At 64.7% G+C, this 19,366-nt stretch carries 17 protein-coding genes; 3 read left to right on the top strand and 14 right to left on the bottom strand.

The features are described 5' to 3' along the window. Positions 1–1,276 (top strand): helix-turn-helix transcriptional regulator (locus tag AB0O34_RS00730; RefSeq protein WP_363911091.1); only part of this gene is annotated, 1,276 nt, incomplete at its 5' end. 284 nt (positions 1,277–1,560) lie between these two features. On the opposite strand, the gene AB0O34_RS00725 is transcribed toward AB0O34_RS00730, so the two are convergent. Continuing rightward, on the bottom strand, positions 1,561–2,835 hold the full coding sequence (locus AB0O34_RS00725; RefSeq protein ID WP_363911089.1) for a glycosyltransferase: 1,275 nt from the start codon (positions 2,833–2,835) through the stop codon (positions 1,561–1,563). Between the two features lie 279 nt (positions 2,836–3,114). Between AB0O34_RS00725 and AB0O34_RS00720 the strand changes: the two genes are divergently transcribed. Both AB0O34_RS00720 and AB0O34_RS00715 read left to right on the top strand, forming a co-directional pair. Further along, positions 3,115–3,342: a hydroxyisourate hydrolase gene (locus AB0O34_RS00720; RefSeq protein WP_363911087.1), complete on the top strand. Its 228-nt coding sequence runs from the start codon at positions 3,115–3,117 to the stop codon at positions 3,340–3,342. A 105-nt stretch (positions 3,343–3,447) separates the two neighbouring features. Continuing rightward, positions 3,448–4,197, top strand: a complete 750-nt coding sequence (locus AB0O34_RS00715; RefSeq protein ID WP_363911085.1) for an LmbU family transcriptional regulator — start codon at positions 3,448–3,450, stop codon at positions 4,195–4,197. Positions 4,198–4,276: 79 nt separating this feature from the next. On the opposite strand, the gene AB0O34_RS00710 is transcribed toward AB0O34_RS00715, so the two are convergent. From AB0O34_RS00710 to AB0O34_RS00650, 13 genes are all read right to left on the bottom strand, one after another. Beyond that, on the bottom strand, positions 4,277–5,752 hold the full coding sequence (locus AB0O34_RS00710; protein WP_363911083.1) for a condensation domain-containing protein: 1,476 nt from the start codon (positions 5,750–5,752) through the stop codon (positions 4,277–4,279). Further along, entirely contained in the window at positions 5,749–5,991 is a 243-nt protein-coding gene (locus tag AB0O34_RS00705) for a phosphopantetheine-binding protein (protein ID WP_363911081.1), read from the bottom strand. Before AB0O34_RS00705 ends, AB0O34_RS00710 begins: the two co-directional genes overlap by 4 nt. A gap of 64 nt (positions 5,992–6,055) precedes the next feature. Beyond that, positions 6,056–7,825 (bottom strand): carbamoyltransferase C-terminal domain-containing protein, encoded by a 1,770-nt coding sequence (locus AB0O34_RS00700; protein ID WP_363911079.1) that lies wholly within the window; start codon positions 7,823–7,825, stop codon positions 6,056–6,058. Between the two features lie 105 nt (positions 7,826–7,930). Then, a complete protein-coding gene (locus AB0O34_RS00695; protein WP_363911077.1) occupies positions 7,931–8,860 on the bottom strand; it encodes a TauD/TfdA family dioxygenase in 930 nt (309 codons plus the stop codon). Continuing rightward, positions 8,851–10,311 carry an AMP-binding protein gene (locus tag AB0O34_RS00690; protein ID WP_363911075.1) on the bottom strand — a complete coding sequence of 487 codons (1,461 nt, stop codon included), beginning with the start codon at positions 10,309–10,311 and terminating at the stop codon, positions 8,851–8,853. The genes AB0O34_RS00695 and AB0O34_RS00690 overlap by 10 nt, the downstream gene beginning before the upstream one ends. Beyond that, positions 10,308–11,237, bottom strand: a complete 930-nt coding sequence (locus AB0O34_RS00685) for a TauD/TfdA family dioxygenase (RefSeq protein ID WP_363911073.1) — start codon at positions 11,235–11,237, stop codon at positions 10,308–10,310. The genes AB0O34_RS00690 and AB0O34_RS00685 overlap by 4 nt, the downstream gene beginning before the upstream one ends. Continuing rightward, positions 11,224–12,414, bottom strand: coding sequence for a hypothetical protein (locus AB0O34_RS00680; protein ID WP_363911071.1), 1,191 nt, complete (start codon positions 12,412–12,414; stop codon positions 11,224–11,226). Before AB0O34_RS00680 ends, AB0O34_RS00685 begins: the two co-directional genes overlap by 14 nt. A 1-nt stretch (position 12,415) precedes the next feature. Beyond that, positions 12,416–12,658, bottom strand: a complete 243-nt coding sequence (locus AB0O34_RS00675) for an acyl carrier protein (RefSeq protein ID WP_363911069.1) — start codon at positions 12,656–12,658, stop codon at positions 12,416–12,418. A 5-nt stretch (positions 12,659–12,663) separates the two neighbouring features. Continuing rightward, positions 12,664–14,214 (bottom strand): histidine ammonia-lyase, encoded by a 1,551-nt coding sequence (locus tag AB0O34_RS00670; RefSeq protein WP_363911067.1) that lies wholly within the window; start codon positions 14,212–14,214, stop codon positions 12,664–12,666. Next, complete coding sequence (locus tag AB0O34_RS00665; protein ID WP_363911065.1) at positions 14,186–17,251, bottom strand: AMP-binding protein; 3,066 nt, start codon at positions 17,249–17,251, stop codon at positions 14,186–14,188. The genes AB0O34_RS00670 and AB0O34_RS00665 overlap by 29 nt, the downstream gene beginning before the upstream one ends. Before the next feature lie 61 nt (positions 17,252–17,312). After that, positions 17,313–17,531, bottom strand: a complete 219-nt coding sequence (locus AB0O34_RS00660; protein ID WP_363911063.1) for a phosphopantetheine-binding protein — start codon at positions 17,529–17,531, stop codon at positions 17,313–17,315. After that, positions 17,509–18,666: a hypothetical protein gene (locus AB0O34_RS00655; protein ID WP_363911061.1), complete on the bottom strand. Its 1,158-nt coding sequence runs from the start codon at positions 18,664–18,666 to the stop codon at positions 17,509–17,511. The genes AB0O34_RS00660 and AB0O34_RS00655 overlap by 23 nt, the downstream gene beginning before the upstream one ends. Then, entirely contained in the window at positions 18,663–19,223 is a 561-nt protein-coding gene (locus tag AB0O34_RS00650) for a class I SAM-dependent methyltransferase (RefSeq protein ID WP_363911059.1), read from the bottom strand. The genes AB0O34_RS00655 and AB0O34_RS00650 overlap by 4 nt, the downstream gene beginning before the upstream one ends. Between the last annotated feature and the right edge of the window lie 143 nt (positions 19,224–19,366).

Genomic DNA, 19,366 nt, shown 5'->3' with positions numbered 1-19,366 from the left:
CCGGCCGCACCCACCACTGTCCACCGCGCCGCGCGACGGTGGCCCCGCCCGGCCGCACCCACCACTGTCCACCGCGCCGCGCGACGGTGGCCCCGCCCGGCCGCGTCCGCCGCTGCCGGCGCGGGCGACGATATGGGTCGCCACTGCCGTCATGGTCGCCGCGGGCCTCGTGGGAGACGCCGGCCTCGTCGAGCGGGCGAACGCCACCGGCCTGGAGGTCGCGACGGCCGACCGCGCCGAACTGCCCTGGGCGCAGGCGCAGGTCCGCGGCGCCAGGTGCCTCGCCGACCTGCTGGGAGGCGCCCTCACCGCCGCGTCGGAGGCCGTGGAGACCACGTATCGGGAAGCCGTCGAGACCCAGACGGCCCACCTGGTCGGCGTGTGGACCGCCGTCCGGGGCATCGTGGCGAAGGCCCAGGGGCGCGTGGACCTGGCACAGCAGGCGCTGCGCGAGGCGATCGTGTTGCTGGAGGGCCGTGACCCGCTCCGCTTGCGGCGCGTGTACCTGGCCGAGCTGGCCGGCGCGTACGCGATGGCGGGGGACACCGTCCAGGCGGACACCTGGCTGAGCCGCATGGACGACTCTCCCGCACCACCGGGTGCGCTCTTCGAGCCCTGGATCGAGCGCAACCGCGCCTGGGCCGCCGCCGCCGCGCTCGATCTCCCCCTCGCCGCGAGCCGCGCCATCGGGGCCGCGAAGGCCGCTCGCGAGGCCGGAGCGCCGCTGATCGAGGCCCTGGCACTGTTCGACGCCGCGCGATTCGGTGCCGCGAAGGAGGTACGCGACAGGCTGAACGAGCTGGCCAGGGACACCGCCACTCCAACGACGGAGGCCTTCGCCACGGTGGCCACCGCGCTCGCCACCGACGACGCCGGGCTGCTGGCGGAGGCGGCCGAGACGCTCCACCACATGGGCCACCTGCTCTCCGCCGCCGAGGCGGCCGCGACGGCCTACCGGTTGCACGTCGGGGCGGGCCGGCGCACAGCGGCCAAGAACGCGCTCGTGTTCGCCCGCGAGCTGCTGGCCGAGTGCGGCGGAGCCCGTACGCCGCTGACGGACCTGACCGGGAGCGAGGCGTCGTTGACCCCCCGGGAGCTGCAGGTGGCGAAGCTGATCGCGGCCGGTCTCCCCGGCCGCGCCGTCGCCGACCGCCTCGACCTCTCCCTGCGAACCGTCAACAACCACCTGGGCCGCGTATACGCCAAACTAGGCGTCTCCGGCCGCCACGCCCTCGCCCAGGTCCTGACCCAGCCCCCCGAACAAAAGAGACCGTAAGGACGTCACAGTTCCCGACCCTACTTAGCGTGGCAGTGGGCCGGACTGCGGCGCGTGCGGTGATGGGGGCGAGCGCCAACGGCAGCCGGCCGCAGTGGGCGATGATCTCCGTGACCGCAGCGGACTCGCTTGCCACGCGTTCAGCACCGATGCGGCTGCTCAGCAGCAGGCGCTCAGCCGCCAGACCCCGCCGTAAACGGGACGGGATCCGCGCCGGTGGCAGGACCCCTCTTCGTCGTGGAGAGGTGACGGGCTGAGCGGGACGTCAGCCGGCGGGGCGCGTGTCAACGCGTCCGCGCCTCGCCGGCTTCGCGGTCGAGGGCCGGGGCGCAGCGGACACTGGCGCCGATCCGCGAGGCCTCGGCTCGGATGACCTCGCCCCACTGCGGCCATAGCCGCGACAACCGGGAAGTGATCATGACACGGTCGAAGGTGTTGTCGGGCCAGGGTGTCCGCAAGCCAAGTCCGTGGTGCGTGATGAAGCGGCAGTCGACGGATGCCCCAGTGAGGAGCCTGTCGTCGAAATCCACCAACGCGCCGCGCAGCCCACGACCAGGCACGCTCGCGCCGCTGCCGAAGACCGCCACGCGGGCCCCGGCCGGCAGGTCCGCGGTGCCACGGTCCACTTCTGGCTGCACGTCCAGGTCGGTGACCCGGTCCTCCCAGTCGACAAGGTCACGGTACGCGTCTTCGGCGGGGAACATGATGTAGTCGCGCGTCAGCAGTGCCCAGAAGAACTCGACGGCAGGGTCGGCGTGCGCCATGAGTATGCGCAGCGCGTTGCTCTTGTTGCTGGCGATACTGGCCTCGCGGTCACGCTCGTGCGGTATTTCCACCGCCCAGGGGAGGATGTCGCAGGCGAACGGCACACCGTGCCGGTGCAGGCGGTACCCGAGTTCCAGGTCCTCCCCTCCCCAGCTGTGAAATCGCTCGTCAAAGCCGGCCACCGCCGTGTAGTCGGCGGCATGCACCGAGACGTTCAGCGTCCAGAAGAACAGCCACGGCATCCTCAGCCCGGTCAAGCTGAAGTCGACCTTGTCCAGCTCTTCATGACGCGAGTCGCGGAACAGCGGATCGCCGAGATAGCGCTGGTACACCTGCTGCGGGCTGAGCAAGGTGAAGGACTCGGCAAGCCCCGGGGTAGGGCTATAGGGCCGGTATCCGTAGGTGTAGCCGATCACGGCCGCCCCGCGGGCCGGCGATCCGGGGCCCGGACGGTGCTCGGCCTGGCCGCGCAGGTGGCCGGCGAGCAGGTCAGGTCCCGCTAGCGTGCCGCTGTCCAGGAACACCAGGATCGGCGCTCTGGCGATGGCCGCGCCCATGTTCCGCGCCTTGGCTACCCGGTACCCTTGGTCCTCCTGATAGCGGTAGCGGATCGCCAGGCGGTCGCTGAACTCCTCAGCGACCTGCTCGCTGTCGTCGGTGGACCCGTCATCGGCCACGATGACCTCGAACGGCGGCGGGTCGCGCTGATCGGCAAGCGACGCGAGCGTCTTGCGCAGCAATGGCGCCCGGTTGTAGGTGGGGACCACCACGGACAATTGTGGCTGGTTAGGCATGCGATCACCTCAGGCGCTTTCTGCAGGAGACGTCTGCCGTTGGCTGCTCCGGGATGTGGTGATTGTACCCGACGGGGCCTCAAGCCACGTTGCCGAATGTCGCCCTTACGCCACTACAGGCACGGTGTCTATGCGCTGCTATCGCGTGGACGCGAAGGAGTCCGATAAGAGCGCCATGAGAGCGAAGAAGGACCGGTGCCCTCCATGATCGTATGTGTAAGCCAGATGGCCGAAAGGGTCGCTCTCGATTCATGATTACAAGGAGGATCGAATCTCGTCGTGAGCGTCTCTGTCCGGGTCATTAACGGCATCTACGGAAGGCCGGCCGCCGGACTTACGGTTAGCCTCAGTCGAGAGGTCGATGGTGGATTTGTGCAGCGATGGACTGGGCGAGCAGACGAAAGTGGGCAGTTCTTGAGCTTGCAAGAACTTTCACTACCGCCTGGAGCGTATAGGCTTGAATTCGATCTTGGTGACTACTTCTGCGCGCGGGTACGCGCCCTATAATTCGGTGATCTGGGTGTGCTTCTTCATGGCCAACCGTGGCCATGTTTATCGGATCACGCTGCTGGCGGCTCCCGCTAACTGCACCATATTCAGGGAGGCTGGGTAATGAAAGCTAAGTCAGGAGTGCCTTCGCAGTTCCCGTCCCTGCCTGCAGGGCATGTCACAGCCGGTGTCGCCGTTCTGCCCTCAACAGGACTGCGCCTTGACAGTGGGATACCATTTAATAATTGGCTTGGAATTGGCCAGGGGTTGGCCGAGGCCGTGAGTAGCTCGGCATGGTGCCTAGGCGACTGGCTGATTTACGGTGAAACTCGCTTCACCGGGCGTTACCGCAGTGCTATCGAGCAAACCTCGCTTGATTACAAGACGCTTCGCAATTATGCGTGGGTCGCTAGAAAGTTCGCGCACGCAAGGCGGAGGGCGGGATTGAGCTTCGAGCATCACGCCGCAGTCGCCAGTCTCCCCGAACCGGAGCAGGACTATTGGCTTCGGAAGGCAGAGTTGGCTGGCTGGTCGAGGAACGACCTGCGGCGCGAGGTGCGCGCCAGCCTCGCCGCGCGCGGCGAGGACCTGGCTGACCGAGGTATCGCGGCTGGGGTAACCGCTGACGATCACGCCAGGGGTCACGATCATGCCAGGCATGAAGGTGCCAGTATCGGCGACAGCGCCATGGCCTTGAAACTGCACCTGGATGTCACCGACGATCAGCTTGCCATGATCACGGAGGCGGCCAGCAAGTCCCAGCTCTCCGTTGGAACGTGGGCGCAGCTGATGCTTGAGCAGGCCGCTCGCGCGACCCTGGCATTCGCTTCGCGGGACCCGAACCCGGCGACGCGAGCCATCGGAGTTAGCTGACACTTAGCGGCGGACAGCGACACGGCGCCTGCCGGCAGCTCGGCCTGGTGAATAACAAGTGAGGTCGCCCTGCTCCCCCTCACCAATCAAGCTGGGCGAACCGCTGAACGGCGTCGCGGTACGCCGCAGTCGCATCGGCGCGCGTATGTGAGGAGCCCTCGGAGTAGAGCAGAATGCGGATGTGCTCGCCTATCTCTTCGCTTCGATTGAAGCTAGCCTCGAACGGGAAATCCGTGTGGGACCAGTCTTCGACCGCCTCCAGCGTGTCTAGGTCGAGCCGTAGCGCGGCGCCAGCGATGCTATGGAAGCTGTTGAAACCGAACAGAGAAGCTGGTATTACTGCCCTGCCAACGGTGCGGACCAATTGGGCCAGCGGAGTCCGGCCGCGCATGGTGACCTTCATCAGCTCCCGATGCGCCCGGACAACGGCCTCCTTACCAGGTGCTGCGACGTCGATTCGCAGCGGGGCGACGTTGAGGAACATCCCCCGCGCATCCACGCCGTTCGGTACCGCGAGCCGGGTATTGACAGGGACGCCAGTTAGGATGCTCCGCCCGCCGACCAGTCGCGCCTGCGCCTCAAGGTGGATCGCGAGAAGCACGGACTTCAACCCGGAGGAGGAACTCGCCGCAAGTCGGCTCAGCATCCTATTCTCCTGGCCTGCGATCTCCACCGAGTCCTGCCAGGTGTGGCAGTCGCGAGTGGTCTCGGCACTCGACTGCGTTTCCAGTCCGTCCAGGTACCGGCTCCACCACTGTGAGTCGGCGAGCGTGAGCGACTGGAAGAGCTGCTGCGCGCTATGCTCACGGAGTCTGAAGCGGGGCGAGGCGTTCGAGGCAGATGACGCTGACTGCTCGGGTGGCCGCCCAGTAAGTTCCGCGACGTAGCGGTCTAGGAATTCCACTAGGTTCAGGTGGGTGCTCCACCCGTCAGCAATCGCATGCGGCTCAGTAAGCGTCAAGGTGATCGCCGTCTCACTCAGGAGGTGGACCGTGATCGTGACGAGGGGCGGATCCTTCAGATCGATGGTCCGCGTGTTCTCGGCGTCAGCGAACTCGGCCAACCGTTGTTGCTGTTCACGGTCGTGGAGCCCCCGCAAGTCGCAAACTTTCACCAATGGCCGGTCGACATGGTTCAGTACGATCTGCATCGGGCGCGAGTAGCGGTCCAAGTCCAGCAGCGAGCGGAACATTTCGTGCTCCCGCACCAAGCCAAGCCCGGCCGCCTCGAAGGCTGCGGGCTCCACGCGAGGTACGGTCAGACGCGAGGTTGCGACGTTGTGATAGGCCGGGACACCGATGGCGCCGCGGTCTCGGAGGGCAGCGGCCATGAGCATCCGGGTGGCCATCACGGCCTGTTGCTCGCTCATCGGGAAGGCATCCACGGCACTGGCCGGCAGCCGTCGGCGATCAGCTGGCGAGACCAGGCCCAGCGCGGGTATCTGCGCCCATCGGTCGTCTGGAACCTCGAATGCCTCCACCTCGCTGGCTCCGGCTGTCGCGTAGAGCGTCGCGCGGACAGACTCGGAGATGGTGTCGCGGCCCCGACCTGTCACGATCGCTCCCCCGTTGGACGTGCTCGGGCCGCGAGGGACTCGATCTCGTCATCTTCTAGTACGTCGCGGATGGTGAGTTCGACACCCCGAGTGCGCGCGATGGCGATGAAGCGCACACACAAGATTGAGTCGCCGCCAACGGCGAAGAAGCGCGCCGAGCGGTCAGGCGGTGCATCAAGGCCGAGAAGCTCAACCCAGATGCTCCCAATCAGCTCTTGAGTTTCATCGATAGTTCTCACGGCTGCCTCCTGAGGTCCGAGAGCTTGCCTTGGCCACGGGGATCCACGGATCCGCCGGCCCCTTCTATCGCGACACCAGATGGTCTCCCATGACCATCGCGTCGATGTCTATCCGGGAGAACGTCGCCACCGCGTCCTCGGGTGAGCAGACGATCGGCTCCCCGCGCGAGTTGAACGAGGTGTTGAGCAGGACCGGAACGCCGGTGATTGCCCGGAAGGCATCGATCAACCGCCAGTAGAGCTCGTTGTCCTTGCGTCGCACTACCTGGATCCGGGCAGTGCCGTCGACGTGCGTCACCGCCCCAAGTCTCGGACGCCAAGCCTCACGAACATCGACGGTTTCGATCATCCACAGATACTCGTCGGGATCGTCGATCTCGAAGCACTGCTCTGCGTACTCGAGCAGGACCGCCGGCGCGAGCGGCCGGAATTCCTCCCGTTGCTTGACCATTGAGTTGATCCGGTCCCTCATCTCGACGGATCGTGGATCGGCGAGAATGCTGCGGTTCCCCAGCGCTCGCGGGCCGTATTCCATCCGGCCCTGGAAGAGCGCGACGACCTTTCCGTCACTCAGAAGCCCAGCAGCCTCAGCGACGAGGTCGTTGAGTTCGCATCGCCGCCATCGCAGGTCGGTGCGCTCCAGCGTGGCCTGGATGCGCTCGGAGGTGAATGCCGGACCGAGGTAGGGCAGCCCGATGCGCGGGCGAACCCGCCTCCTGGGCACCTCGGCGCGCTCCTCCTCCTCCATCACCATCAGCGCCGCACCCAGCGCCGTTCCGTCGTCGCCGGCCGCTGGCTGGGCGAACTGTCGCCGGTACATCCCGCTCTTGCGGATTGCCTGGTTGACGACGCAGTTCAGGGCCACGCCGCCGGCCAGGCATAGATTCTCGCTGGACTGCTCATCCCGGTGCGCCGCCAGGAAGCCAACGATGGTCTCTTGGGTCACGGCCTGCAGCGCCGCGGCGATGTCGAGGTGACGCTGCTCAAGGTTCGCACCCGGCTCCCGGGGCGGGCCGAGAACCGAGGCGAGATGTTCCAGTGACTTCTGGTAAGTAGCGCGTTCCTGTGCTGTTTCGTTCAAGTATGTTAGAGGCGTGGTGTAACGGCCGTCGTTTTGGCGGACGACAAGGGTGTCGAACGCCGGACGAAGTCGCTGCGGGTCCCCGTAGGGCGCCAGTCCCATGACCTTGTACTCGTCGAAGTTCATCCAAAATCCCATATGCATGGTAACCAGCCCGTAGACGAGTCCCATGGAGTGCAGTCCGCGCACCTGGCCGCGCAACTGCAGTCCCTGCGATCCGCCTGTGTAAAGCGATGTGCTCTCGAACTCTCCCATCCCGTCGGCGACCAGGACATCGGCAGAGCCGAAGCCGGAACAGTGCAACGCGCTAGCGGCGTGGGCCTGGTGGTGCAATATCGGGATGACCTTCAGGTCATCGCTCCAGAGTTCCCTTGGAAATGCTGCGAATAGATCGCGGTGTATGACCTCTGGCGCGTACACGTGCTTGTATTCCTCGATCGCCCCTTCGGATTCGAAGTACGTCTGGTACCGGCCGAAGTCAAAGTTGTGCGCGACCGCGCTCACGTCACGCGGAGTGATGCCAGCCGCTCCGAGCACATACTCGATCGCGGCCCGTGGGAATTCTCCGGTGCCCTTGCGTCGCACGAAACGCTCCTCGGCCGCGGCGGCCACGATGCCATCCTCGGTGACGAGAGCCGCTGCCGAGTCCGCCCCCTGGGCGAGCCGATATACGCGCTCGTCCAGCCCCGGAAACGACCGCCGCATGTATGGCTGGCTCTGGCCCAGCCCGCTAATTCCCAGGACATACCGCACGATTGCTGCTCCTCTTATTGACACTGCCGGTTCGCATCGGTTTCTTCAATCTCGATGAATCTTGGGCAGATGTTTCGTCGGCGGCTCCAGCAGGGCCGGGCCGGGTCAGGTCATCGCCACCGCGATCTGTCGCTCCCCCTCGTACGGTTCGCGTCCGTGGGCCGTCAGCATGTTGTCGATCATCAGCAGGTCGCCTTGCTGGTAGTCGAACCGTGTTGCTGCCTCACGATATTTCTCGCGGATGTGTGCGCATACCTCCGCTGGAATTTCCGCCCCGTCACCGTAGACGGTGTTATTGGGAAGGCCGGACCTTCCGAAAAGCTCCTCAAGGACTCCGATGACACGCTCGGGAAGGGTTGTCCAGTGAAAGAAGGCTATGTGGTTGAACCATAGTTCATTGCCGTTTACCGGATGGCGATGAAGAGCCACTCGATCGGCTACGGTGCGGAGAGTCCCGTCGCTGTTCCAGTGCGTCTGTATGCCGTTTCTTCCGCAGTAGAGATCCACGGCTTCGCGGCTCGTAGTTCCAAATACCTCGCTCCACGGCAGGCCAATCTGTGGATGGTAATTTCGGATGTGCCGCCAGCCGCGCCTGCGGAACTCTTCGACGATGCCGACGTCAAGCGAGGCGGTGACCTGACGCACGTCGGCTAGTGGCGTTGCCCCACCTGAAGCGGGCGGCCGCTGGCAGAAGAAGAAGAGCCTGCCCGGCCAGGTCGCCTGGTAAGAGTTTTCATTGTGGAAGAATATTTCCTCCTCCCGGGTGTACTCGGTCGACGTGTAGATTCCGGACTCGAGTTGCTTCCGCGGTGTGGAGCGCTCCGTATATGGCAACGGGTCGCCGCCCAGTGTCTGAACCGCCTTCGCGAAGTCGGCTGTGCTCTCGAGGGGAAATCCTCGGAACAGGACACGGCCCGCTGACATTAGCCGCTCGTTGATATGCCGGGACTGCTCGTCATTCAGCCTGGCGGTCAGGTCACTGTTTAGGTCCGGTGGCGTGATCGGGGTGTCCGGCATCTTTCCTGTCACTCCCATGACGCGCTCGACTTTCCACGTTCTGTGATGTTGATCTGTGTGTTGATCCGAATGGAACGCGGCAGCGCATAGGACGGAAATGTCTGGCGCAGGTGCGCGAGAAGATCGCTTTGGGTCGTCCCGCCGTCCCGAGTCACCACGGCCGAGTGGAGGCCGTGCACCTCGTCCGCTTGGACGGTGGCGCTCACCACCCCTGGAAAGGCATTGAGGCAAGACTCAAGAGCGGCCAGGTTGATCCGAAAGCCGGCGACCTTCGCCTCCCGTCCCAGCCGGCCAACGTAGGTGTAGGTTCCGTCGTGGTCGCGCCGCACGCGATCTCCGCTGCGGTAGCTGCGCTTGCCGGCGGAACTGGGGAACGGTCGCAACTGCCCGCGGCCATCCGCAGCGTCGTCCGAGTTCGAGGCGGTGAGGTAACCAGTCGCCACCTGCACCCCGGCAATTATCAGCTCGCCCTCCTCGAGGTCGTCTCCAGCCTGGGGCGGCTGTCCCTCGATACTCAGCTCCACACCTGGCGGGGCAGTCCCGATCGGAACCTCGTGACTGGTGAAGCCGGCCGGCACGATGTAGCGGCAGCAGCCCACAGTCGCCTCGGAAGGGCCGTACTCGTTGACCACCAGCGTGTCGGGGAGGCTGTGCCGCCAGCGGGCAATACTTTGCCCGTATAGGGCCTCACCTCCGACAACCAGGACTGGCATCGAGCACCGGGCTCCACGCGCCTCCAGCAGCTCACACAGCATGTTGACCTGGCTTGGCGTCATCTTGACGAAACTGGAGCCCTGGAGGATGCCGGGGTCGGTGGCGACCTGAAGCGGCCAACGCAAGGGATCGAGAATCTGTACTCGTCTGCCGTTCAGGAGCGGTCCGAGGAGGCTGGTGATCGTCAGGTCGAAGCCCAGCGAGGTAAACAGCGGTGCCCCCCATCCTCGGGTGCAGTTGTACTCGCGCATCGACCAGCCGAGGTAGGCCCGCACGGCAGGCTCGGGTACGACGACTCCCTTTGGATCGCCGCTAGTGCCTGAGGTGAAGATCACGTACACGGTGTCCTGCGGGGCGGTTGGTATGAGGCGGTTGGCGCCTGGATCGTTGGCCACGTCCCCGGGGCTGAGCCAGACGACGCCGTCGGTCGTCCCGCTGGCGTCCCCGAGGATGAAGGCGGCACCGCACAGACGGGCGATCCTGGCGGCAGTGCGTGGCGGCATGCGGAGATCGATCGGAGCAAAGGCGGCTCCGGTCATCAGGATGGCCACGATCTGGACGAGGGCGGTCGTGCTCGGGGCCGCCTGGATAGGCACGATTGCCCCGGGCCCGGCCCCGCGTCGGCGCAAATGGATGGCGACCTCGCGTGCGTGCGATAGGAGCTGTGCATGGGTGGTGACCGCGCCCTGCTCGATGACCGCGGCGGCAGTAGAACTGGTCAGTTCGCCGACAAGGCTGTGCGCGCGTGTGGTCACGGCCTTGCCAATCCTGCGCAGTCAACGAGGTCGCCGACGGCGACCAGCAAACGACGCACGCCCGTATAGGGGTTACGAGCGTGGCTGCGGCGCAGGTTGTCAACGACTATCGTGCGGTCCGCCTTCCAGGGCACGACTTCCTCCAGGTCGGAGCAGATTTCTACAAGTTCGTCGATGACGGCGTCGGGGATCGGCCTGCCGTCCCCGCGTCGGCACCCTTTGGGAAACTCGTGAGGCTCGTAAAGCAGACGGAGCGAATCGTAGATTTCCTCGTCCAGTGCCCGAGGATGCCAATGCAGGATTTGTGCTGTCAGCGAGGGTCGGCCAGTGGCCGGGTCGAGGATGACAGCCGGCCGCCGCTGCTCGGTGGTAAGGATGCCGCCGCGCTCATCCCACCTCCAGGTGGCGCCCTCCCGCTCGCAGGCGCGCTCGACAGCGGTTGGGTCAGTGGTGCGGTAGACCTGGCGCCAGTCGAGCCCGAGATCCATCCCCAGTCGGCGAACGTAGGTGACGCCGGTGGCGAGGACGTCCCTGGCCGAGCTGCTAAGCCGCTCGTAGACGGCCGTCATGTCCGCAGTCGGTGTCTCCCCACCGTCCCCGATTTCCTGGCAGCCAAAGATGATTCGCCTGGGCCACATGCGCGCAAATGTGTTCTCGTTGTGCCACAGCAGCTTCCTGGTCCGTGAGAAGGGGGTCGGACTGTTGATCGTGCCCGTGGGGTCATCGACGATGCTGTTGTGCTCTGGGTTGTCTTTGGCGAGCGGCCCGCAAGCCGCAGCGGCGAGTCGCTGGAAAGTTGCTACGTCCTGGCACAACCCATCGCCGTCGATGATGACCGCACCGTTACGGCGAAGGTGCTCCGCAACCGCCGTGGAGTTGGCGAGCCACCACACTTCCGGTGGGCCATCGAGCCTAAGGTGCTGCATCGGAGGCCGCCCTTTCACCGTGTGCCGCTGCCGAGATCAGGTGCTGGCGTGCCAGCTGCGCCAAACGGGCGATACCGGTGCTGTCGGCGGTGCCGTGTCGTGCGGTCACCGTCACTTCAAAGCTGGTATCAGTGACCGTCACGCCTACTGACAGCTGGTTACGTGCCACCGGCAAGCGGATGTCGACGGGCCGCAGGTGATGCAGACGACGCCGATACCGGATGTCACGGAAATAGAACTTGCAGGGGTGACCGCCGTGGCCGGCAGCTTCGCTGCCCGGGCGGATCTCCTGCCGCATGGCGGCGGCCAGCCGGCGCATCACGGCCGTGTGGACGGCGGCGGCCGCGGCCGGACCGGACGTGTTGCGGTCGACGGTGGCGATTTCCAGTTGAGACAGGTGGAATCCCATCGTGTCTTGGGACGTGCCGGCTAGCGGGCGGAGGTCTACGTCGATGTACGCCATGACCGTCGCTGGCTCCGACCAAGCCGCTGCGGCAGCCGCCAGGTGCCCGACCGTCCAGGCGAACGGGGTGACTCCGGCCCTCCGCGCCGCGGCCGCAACCCGCTCCCAGACACGGTCGCCATTCGAGATCGCTAGGTGCCGCTGCAGGTCGGTCACGAGCGGGGCATGGTCTCGCGTGGCAATGCGGTGCACGGAAGGACCGAAGCCGGGATGGTGATGTCCCGCGTCGCCTGCCCCGGGTCCGGTAAGCCGGCGGTCAACCTCGGTCCAGAAGATCTCCTCGGAATGTGCGTCCCAGACGATGTGGTGGGCCAGCACGAACAGCCGCGTGGCGTTTCCCCTGTCATCGGCCTGTGCGGCTAGGTGGACCAGGGGCCCGGTCGCGAGGGGGGTCGGCAGCCCTGCCAAGTGGGAGACGACGTCCGTGCGCCGCCATTCCGCCGGGAACGCAAGGACCTCTGCGGGCAGCGAAGCCGCAGGCGACTCGAGGAACTTGTGAAGTATGCCTTGCTCGTCGACTGCGAACCGTGCCAGCGCCTCGGGATGGCAGGCCCGGACAGCGGTCATGGCGCTGGCCGCGTCGCGAAGGCTTACCTGCGACCCGGGGCGTAGCTCCGCGGCCGCCAGGCACAGGTAGCGCCCCCGCAGTTCGGCCCCCTGCTCCTGATACCACAGGCCGAACTCGGCTGCGGTGGCAGGCAGAACCATCGCCACCTCAGCGTCGCCTCGCTGCGATAACGCAGCGCGTTATGGTGGCTAGCTGCGGAGCCTCAAAGACCTCGAGCAGCGGCAGCGTGACATCGCACGCGGCTTCAACCGATCGCAGCAGCCGGATGAAGGTGAAGGAGTCGGCGCCGCTTTCGAAGAGGTCGTCGTGCGGGGCCGGCTTCGTCGCGGACTCCGGCGCGATATCACGCCAGCAAGCTTCAACCTCTTCCAGGACCCGCGGGTAATCCATTGGCCTCATCGACCCGCCTCTTCTCGAGCACCGGCTGCGGCGGTCTGTTCCGCGACAAGGTCGCTGGCCAGGTCGTGCCGGAGGAATTGGCGGGTTTGCTCGATGTCGCCGGCCAAGACGCGGTCGTCCTTGAGCCGGGGCACTCGTGTGCGGTAACGCTCCTGTGCGCCGCGGACTGCGGGGGAAAGGATCAGCCCGGCCTTGAGATCGGCGGCCTGGCATGCGGTCATCAACTCGATGGCCAGCACGTTCTCCAGGTTGTCCACGATCTGCCGCAGCTTCAGCACGGAGGTGCCACCCATGCTCACGTGATCTTCCTGCAGTTGGCAGGTTGGAATCGAGTCGACGCTGCCGGGGTGCGCCAGGGTCTTGGCTTCGCTTACCAGCGCCGCAGCGGAGTACTGGCTGATCATGAGCCCGGAGTTGACGCCGGGATCCTCGGTGAGAAAGTCCGGGAGACCGCGGCGTCCGGACAGTAGCTGGTAGGTCCGGCGCTCGGAGATAGCGGCAAGCTCGGTGGCGGCGATGCCGAGCATGTCCGCGGCCATGGCGACCGACTCGCCGTGCAGGTTGCCGCCCATGAGCACCAGGTCGTCATCCACGAAGAACAGCGGGTTGTCGGCGGTTGTGTTGATCTCGTTGAGGATCGAGTTCTGGGCGTATGCGATGTGCTCGCGCACGGCCCCGTGGACCTGAGGAATGCATCGAAACGAGTAAGGGTCTTGCATTGACGGTACGGCGGAGTCCAAGGCTGCGTGGTTTCCGCCGTGGGTGTAGTGGGAGAGGTTCTTGGCGACCACCGCCCGCCACCGGTTCCCCGAATCGCGGTGGTATCGCTCGTGGAAGAACCTGTCGGCGCAACTGAATGCCTGGGTGCTGATCGCCGCGATCAGGTCGGCCGAGCGCGCGAGCTCAAGGAGGCGCCGCAGTTCGATCACCGCGACGGCCGAGATGTACTGGGTCCCGTTGGTCAGCGCGAGACCGTCCTTGGGACCGAGCTCTACCCGGCCGAGGCCCAGCTGCTCCTCGACGTCCCTGGTGTCGCACACCTGGCCGTCCACGGTGATCTGGCCGAGGCCGAGGAGGGGAAGCGCCAGGTGGGACAGTGGTGCAAGGTCTCCGCTCGCACCGACGGTGCCGCGCTCGGGTACCACGGGGTGGATGCCGTTGTTGAGCATCCTCACCAGGCTTTCGGCGACCTCCAGGGACACGCCGGTGTAGCCGCTGCGGAAGGTCAGCAGCTTGATCAGAAGCATCATCCGGACGACTTCAACGGGCGCACCGAGCCCGATGCCGCATGCGTGGGAAAGGATGTGGCGACGCTGGAGTTCTGCCTCATCGCCGGGCCGGACGCGGACGTTGGCCAGCGCGCCGAAGCCGGAGTTGACGCCGTACAGCAACTCGGGCCTCACGGTGAGCGAATCGACCCACTTGGACGAACGTCTGATCGCCTCGGTGGCCTCATCCGCCAGTAGTACTGTGTTGCCGGGATCGATCCCGGCCATCAGGCGCTCGACCTCCCAGCGTTCACCGGGCCGAATCACGACGTTGGCCATCGCCGAACCTCCTCATTGACAACTGCTTTGTCATGGTGGTGAGAGTGGCGTCGGCCCCAGCACGCAGTGCACGTGCCATCTCACCGTCGGAGCGGCCCGTGACGACGCAGGTGATGTCCTCGGCCAGTGCGCTGGTCCGGAAGTAGCACGCGAGGGCATGGCGCGGGGGCGAGCCGATGAGCTGCGTAGCCGAGCTCGCCACGCCGTCGATCTCGACAGCCGGCGCAGGCGGGTGATCCTCCAGGACAACGACGGCGTCACCGACGGGTGCCCACCCTTGTCCCGGCCGTACGCTGCCGAATCCCGGGACCAGCGCCGCGAAGTCGACAGCCGCCAATAGGTCGCGGTTAACCGCTTCGATGACGCGGGTAGTGTCCTGGCCGGCAGCATCGACCAGCAGGGGCACGTCAACCACGTAATTGCCGATCGAGCGGACCTCATCTGGAGTCCGCGTTGAGACCGGTGTCTCGACAACAACCTGGTCCCGGTCCAGCACCCGGCCGACCGCCCTGGCGATCAACGTGATGAGGACAGCCGCCCGGCTCACTGACAGGCAGTCCGCGAGTTCCCTGATTGGCTGCGTCGGCAGCCGCCAATCGACCACCGACGCTCCTGCGGCAGCACCGTTCGGGCGCAGCCGCTCGTCGTAAGGTTGAGCCTTCAGCCCACGCCTGACCGTGGACCAGTGCCCTGCCGCAGACTGGACGAGACGGGCATCCGGTCTTGCTGGGGGCAGCACGCACAGCGAAGACAGCGATGTTCGGCGTTCCGGTGTGCCAAGGCGGTGCTGCAGCTCCGCTACGAGCAGTCCCATGCTCACTCCGTCGCACACCAGGTGGTGGGCAATCAGATAGACGCCCACCGGTGCAGGCTCCGTGCGCGAGCGGACCAATATGGCCCGGACCAGCTGATCCGCCCCGACGTCAAACGGCTGGTATGCACTGCTGTCCACCTCCGGTTGGGGGAAGGTGTCGGCGGATGCAGAGATCTGGAGTACGTCGACCCGCGCAACGCCTGCTCCGTGCAAAACCCGTCGCGGGCGATCGCGGCCCGGGACGTACCGGACTCTCAGCTGGGCTACGTCCTTGAGCAAGTCCGACAGCGCTTGCCGGAGGCGCTGCTCGGTGATGGCCGCATGTGTAATGAATCCCCCGACGACGTTCAGTGCACCGTCGCTAGGAAACAACTGACTCCACACCCAGATCGGCCGTTCAGTGGAGGTCAGCTCCTCACCGAGGGTTACGGGGGCAGCGGTCGATACGGATTGCGGAGTTTGACGACGGTTGCGGTCCACCACGCCAGCGAGGCCGGCGACCGTGGGGTGGGCTAGGTAGTCACGGATCGACAGCCTGACTCCTAGGTCGCGCTCCAGGTGAGCGCTCAACTCGAGTGCCAGGAGGGAGTGTCCGCCGCTGGCGAAAAAGTCAGTCGAGCCTGTTATGGCCACGTCGGGCAGTACCCGCTCGAACGCTGCGGCGACCGCCTTCAGCGTCGTCTCATCCGCCGTCACCTCCACCTGTTCGTCACCCGAGTCGGCTACCTTGAGCGACCGGTAGTCGACCTTCCCGGAATGCAGGCGCGGCAGGGATGGACGGATCACCACCCGGTCGGGCAGAAGGCGGACCTCCACCGTCTCGGCGATCTGCGTCAGGACCGCGACACGATCGAGGCGGCTGTCGGACGGCACGATCCAGACGTGGATCATCACCTGCCCGTCTGCCTCATCGGCTCGAGCGGCCGCCTGCCCCACGGCCGGGAGCGCGTGGAGCACCGCCTCTACCTGGTCGAGATTGATCCGTACACCGCGTCGTTTCACGGTTCGATCGCGCCGTCCCGACAACCGCAGACGACCATGGTGGTCCAGATAGCCGAGATCTCCTGTACGGAAGACCGGGACGCCATTGGGTGCCGGGAAAGCTACAAGCGAGCCGACCTGCTCCGATCCGTATCCGCGACATAGGTACTCAGACTCCACCACGATCTCGCCGGGGTGTTGCGCTGAGGATCCGGATTGGCCGTCCAACGGCTCGATAGACAGTGTCCGTCCTGCGATCGCTTTACCAACCGGAATGTCGTCCGAGTCGGCGTCCTCCGAGGTGATCTGGTGCCAGGTCAGCAGAACGCACTCCGAAGGGCCGTATTCATTGTGCAGTCCGACCTTGGCCCCGCAGCGCTCCGCAGCGTCGAAGACCTGCCTTGCCACTTGCGGGTCGAACCACTCGCCGCTGCACATCACCTCCGTCAGGTGCGGCGGCCACGACGCCCCGGGCCGCACCGCAGCGGACGCCACCCGTCTCAGGATCGACGGAGTGGTCTCAAGATGGGTGATGCGCGCCTCCCTCAGCCACTGAAGCACCGCGTCCCCGTCATTGCGTATGGACATCGGCGCGACAACGCCTGCCGCGCCACTGGCCAGGGCCGAGATCAGTTGGCAGTAGTGGGCGTCGTAGGTGGGGGCCGCCCACAGCGCCAGGCGGTGGCCCGGCGCAAGGCCATATCTGCCGACGAACTCTGCGCAGTAGTACTCGATCGCCGCACGACTCATCTCGATCAGCTTCGGGTCCGCTGTCGTGCCAGAAGTCCGAACACAGTATGCCGCTGCCTGCGGTGTCCGCACCGCCATGCGTTCGCTGTGCTCGAGAACAGCATGGTCATCCCATTGCCGGGCGGCTTTACTCAGGTCCCGCCCGGTAACGGTGACCAGTTTGTTTATCAGGTTCGCAGGCGTGGTTTCGGCGGATGGGCTGGCCAGGAGGACCACGTCGGCGGCGAACTGATCGATGAGCTGCCGCCGCACGGCGTTGCTTTCCTGGTCGTCGATGACCATGAAGGTCCGCCCCGCCCAGAGACATGCCGCGATCAACGCGCTGACCTCAATCGACGCCGCACCGACGATGGCGACCCGTTCCGCGTGCCGTTGACCGAAGAACTCATCGCATGTGCAGGCAAGGGCACCGAGGCCGGCGTACGACAAGACATTGCCTGTGCCGTCCACCAAGGCTGTCTCGGCAGCTCCACGACGGATGCGCTCATCCAAGATCGTGGCTAGCGCTGCCCGTCCGTCTGGACCAGAGCTGATCATGATGGCTTCCCCTTGGTCACTCGGCGTTCGCCATCATCGCCACGAATTCATTCATGCTGGCCGCAGACATCAGGTCGTCCAGTGAAACGTTGTATCCAGCCTCCCGCAGCCCTCCCAGCAGGGAAAGAATTCCCAGCGAGTCGAGACCAAGCCCGAATACGTCTACCGCCATGTCCGTCAGCTCGCGACCAGTCACTTCGCGGAACTCTTGTTCAAGAACCTTGCGCGCCTGCATCGTCAGCGTCCTTTGTCGAGTAACGCGAAGTAGTCATATCGCCGCGATCACGGCCCATCGCCTTTTCCCTGCACTCCGGCTGCCTGAAGCCAGTGTGTCGACAGTCCAGTGCATCCGTCACCGTACTTATCTGTTGCCTGATGATCTCGGGAAAGTCGGCCATCAGTCGGTGCAGTGCCGAACGGTCATTGTTCTGCTTTGCACTGAATACCGCTACGGGCAGAGCAGAATAAAATCGAAGTACCGTTCTATATCGTTCGCTAATATGGCGTTGCCATAGATCATCGCCGAGCAGCAACTGCAACCGCTCAGACATTAAATTGCTGTGCTCGAACAGCGCCCGCGGGGCATGGAGATCGAGCCCCGTATCTTCTTTGGGCGGCGTGTCCAGGAGTTCATCCCGGTACGCTTCAAGCGCCGCTACGCCGTACAGGCGACCGTCCGGCATGACCAGACCCTGGGTAGCTCGACCCGGATTCCCAGAAGCGAGAAAAAGCTCGAGCTCAGCAACCACGAACCGTGGGTCGAACCGGTAGGATGCCATTGCATTGAATTTGAAGAGAATAAATGATCGCGTCCACGGCTGGTCCGCGTTCGCGCAGGATTCGTAAGCGGCGTCAAGCTCTGCCCATGAAACCTGGGTGGTTTCAAATCGAATCAACTCGTCGTAACCCAGTAGATGCGCGATCCCTGCATCACTATCTGATCCGTAGATAAGAACGTCATGATGACAAGAGCTCTCCCCGTACGTCGGTCGTCTCGGGATAAAGAACTCATCGACAAACGCGTAGATATACCAGCCATCGAGAAGCTGTGCATGCATGAACTCAGCGAAGCTGTGGCCGATCCACCTTTGCATCCACTTACGGTCTGCCCTGATGGTGTGCAGATACGGATTGGCCGCAAAATCATAAGAATAGAAGCACAGCGATGGGGATTCTATCGGGTGTTCATCATAGGCCAGGTGTATGAAGTTTGAGAGAATCCAGTCACGGTTTTTAGGAGCATGCGCCTCGATGATGGAGACCGGGTACGCATACGGCTGGTACGCCCGGATACTGGGATTCGTTGTCACCGGCAAAATTGTGCGGTGACGCCGCAAATCCTCAACGTGTTCCGCCTCTACCCTGTTCACCGGTATTGTCCAACTGCCCACGCGCGCTCGGCCGGCCCCTGAATTCGGCTGACGGCAAGCGCGTCGGACATGTACTCGAGCGGGGTGACGATTTCATCTCGGACCGCCTCTTCCCATGCGGTCGTTGGGCCGATTCCCCACTTGAACCAGGGAGTCAGGTCATCAACCACGAGCGTGGCGCCTGGCTTAGCCAGCCGTCGAGCGTTCGTGATGTCCGCCTTCGCGCACGAGTACTCGTGGCCTCCGTCGATGAAGATGAGATCGAAACCATCCATTGGGCCGGGTATCTGGAAGGCTGGAACCGTTTGCGTGGAATCTCCGTAGATCAGCTGATGGCGATCCGGGTAACGAGAGTCGATGAACTCCTTTGCCGACTTAACGGAGGTCTCGGTGTTGATTTCAAAGGATGTGACCTTCACCTGGGGAGAGCTTTCAAGGAAGGCGATGCTCGAGTAGCCGATATTGAAACCTATCTCGGCTATGGAACTGGCCTTCCGTGCACGCGCTAGATACATGAGATAAAGGACCTGGGCCAGGCAGCTGATTCCGTCGTCCAATGCGTTTCCGTGCCCTTGTGCATGCCGGAATATGTCCTCCATGAGCGAGTTGATACGTGATCGATCGCTGATTCCCGTGTCGGGGAATAGGGCAGACTTGAGTCCTGCTGGAGGCATCGACATGTCCATATGGCAATGTTGAC

The sequence above is a fragment of the Sphaerisporangium sp. NPDC088356 genome, from assembly GCF_040685555.1.
Taxonomy (GTDB): domain Bacteria; phylum Actinomycetota; class Actinomycetes; order Streptosporangiales; family Streptosporangiaceae; genus Sphaerisporangium.
This window is presented reverse-complemented; position numbering and strand designations above follow the sequence as displayed.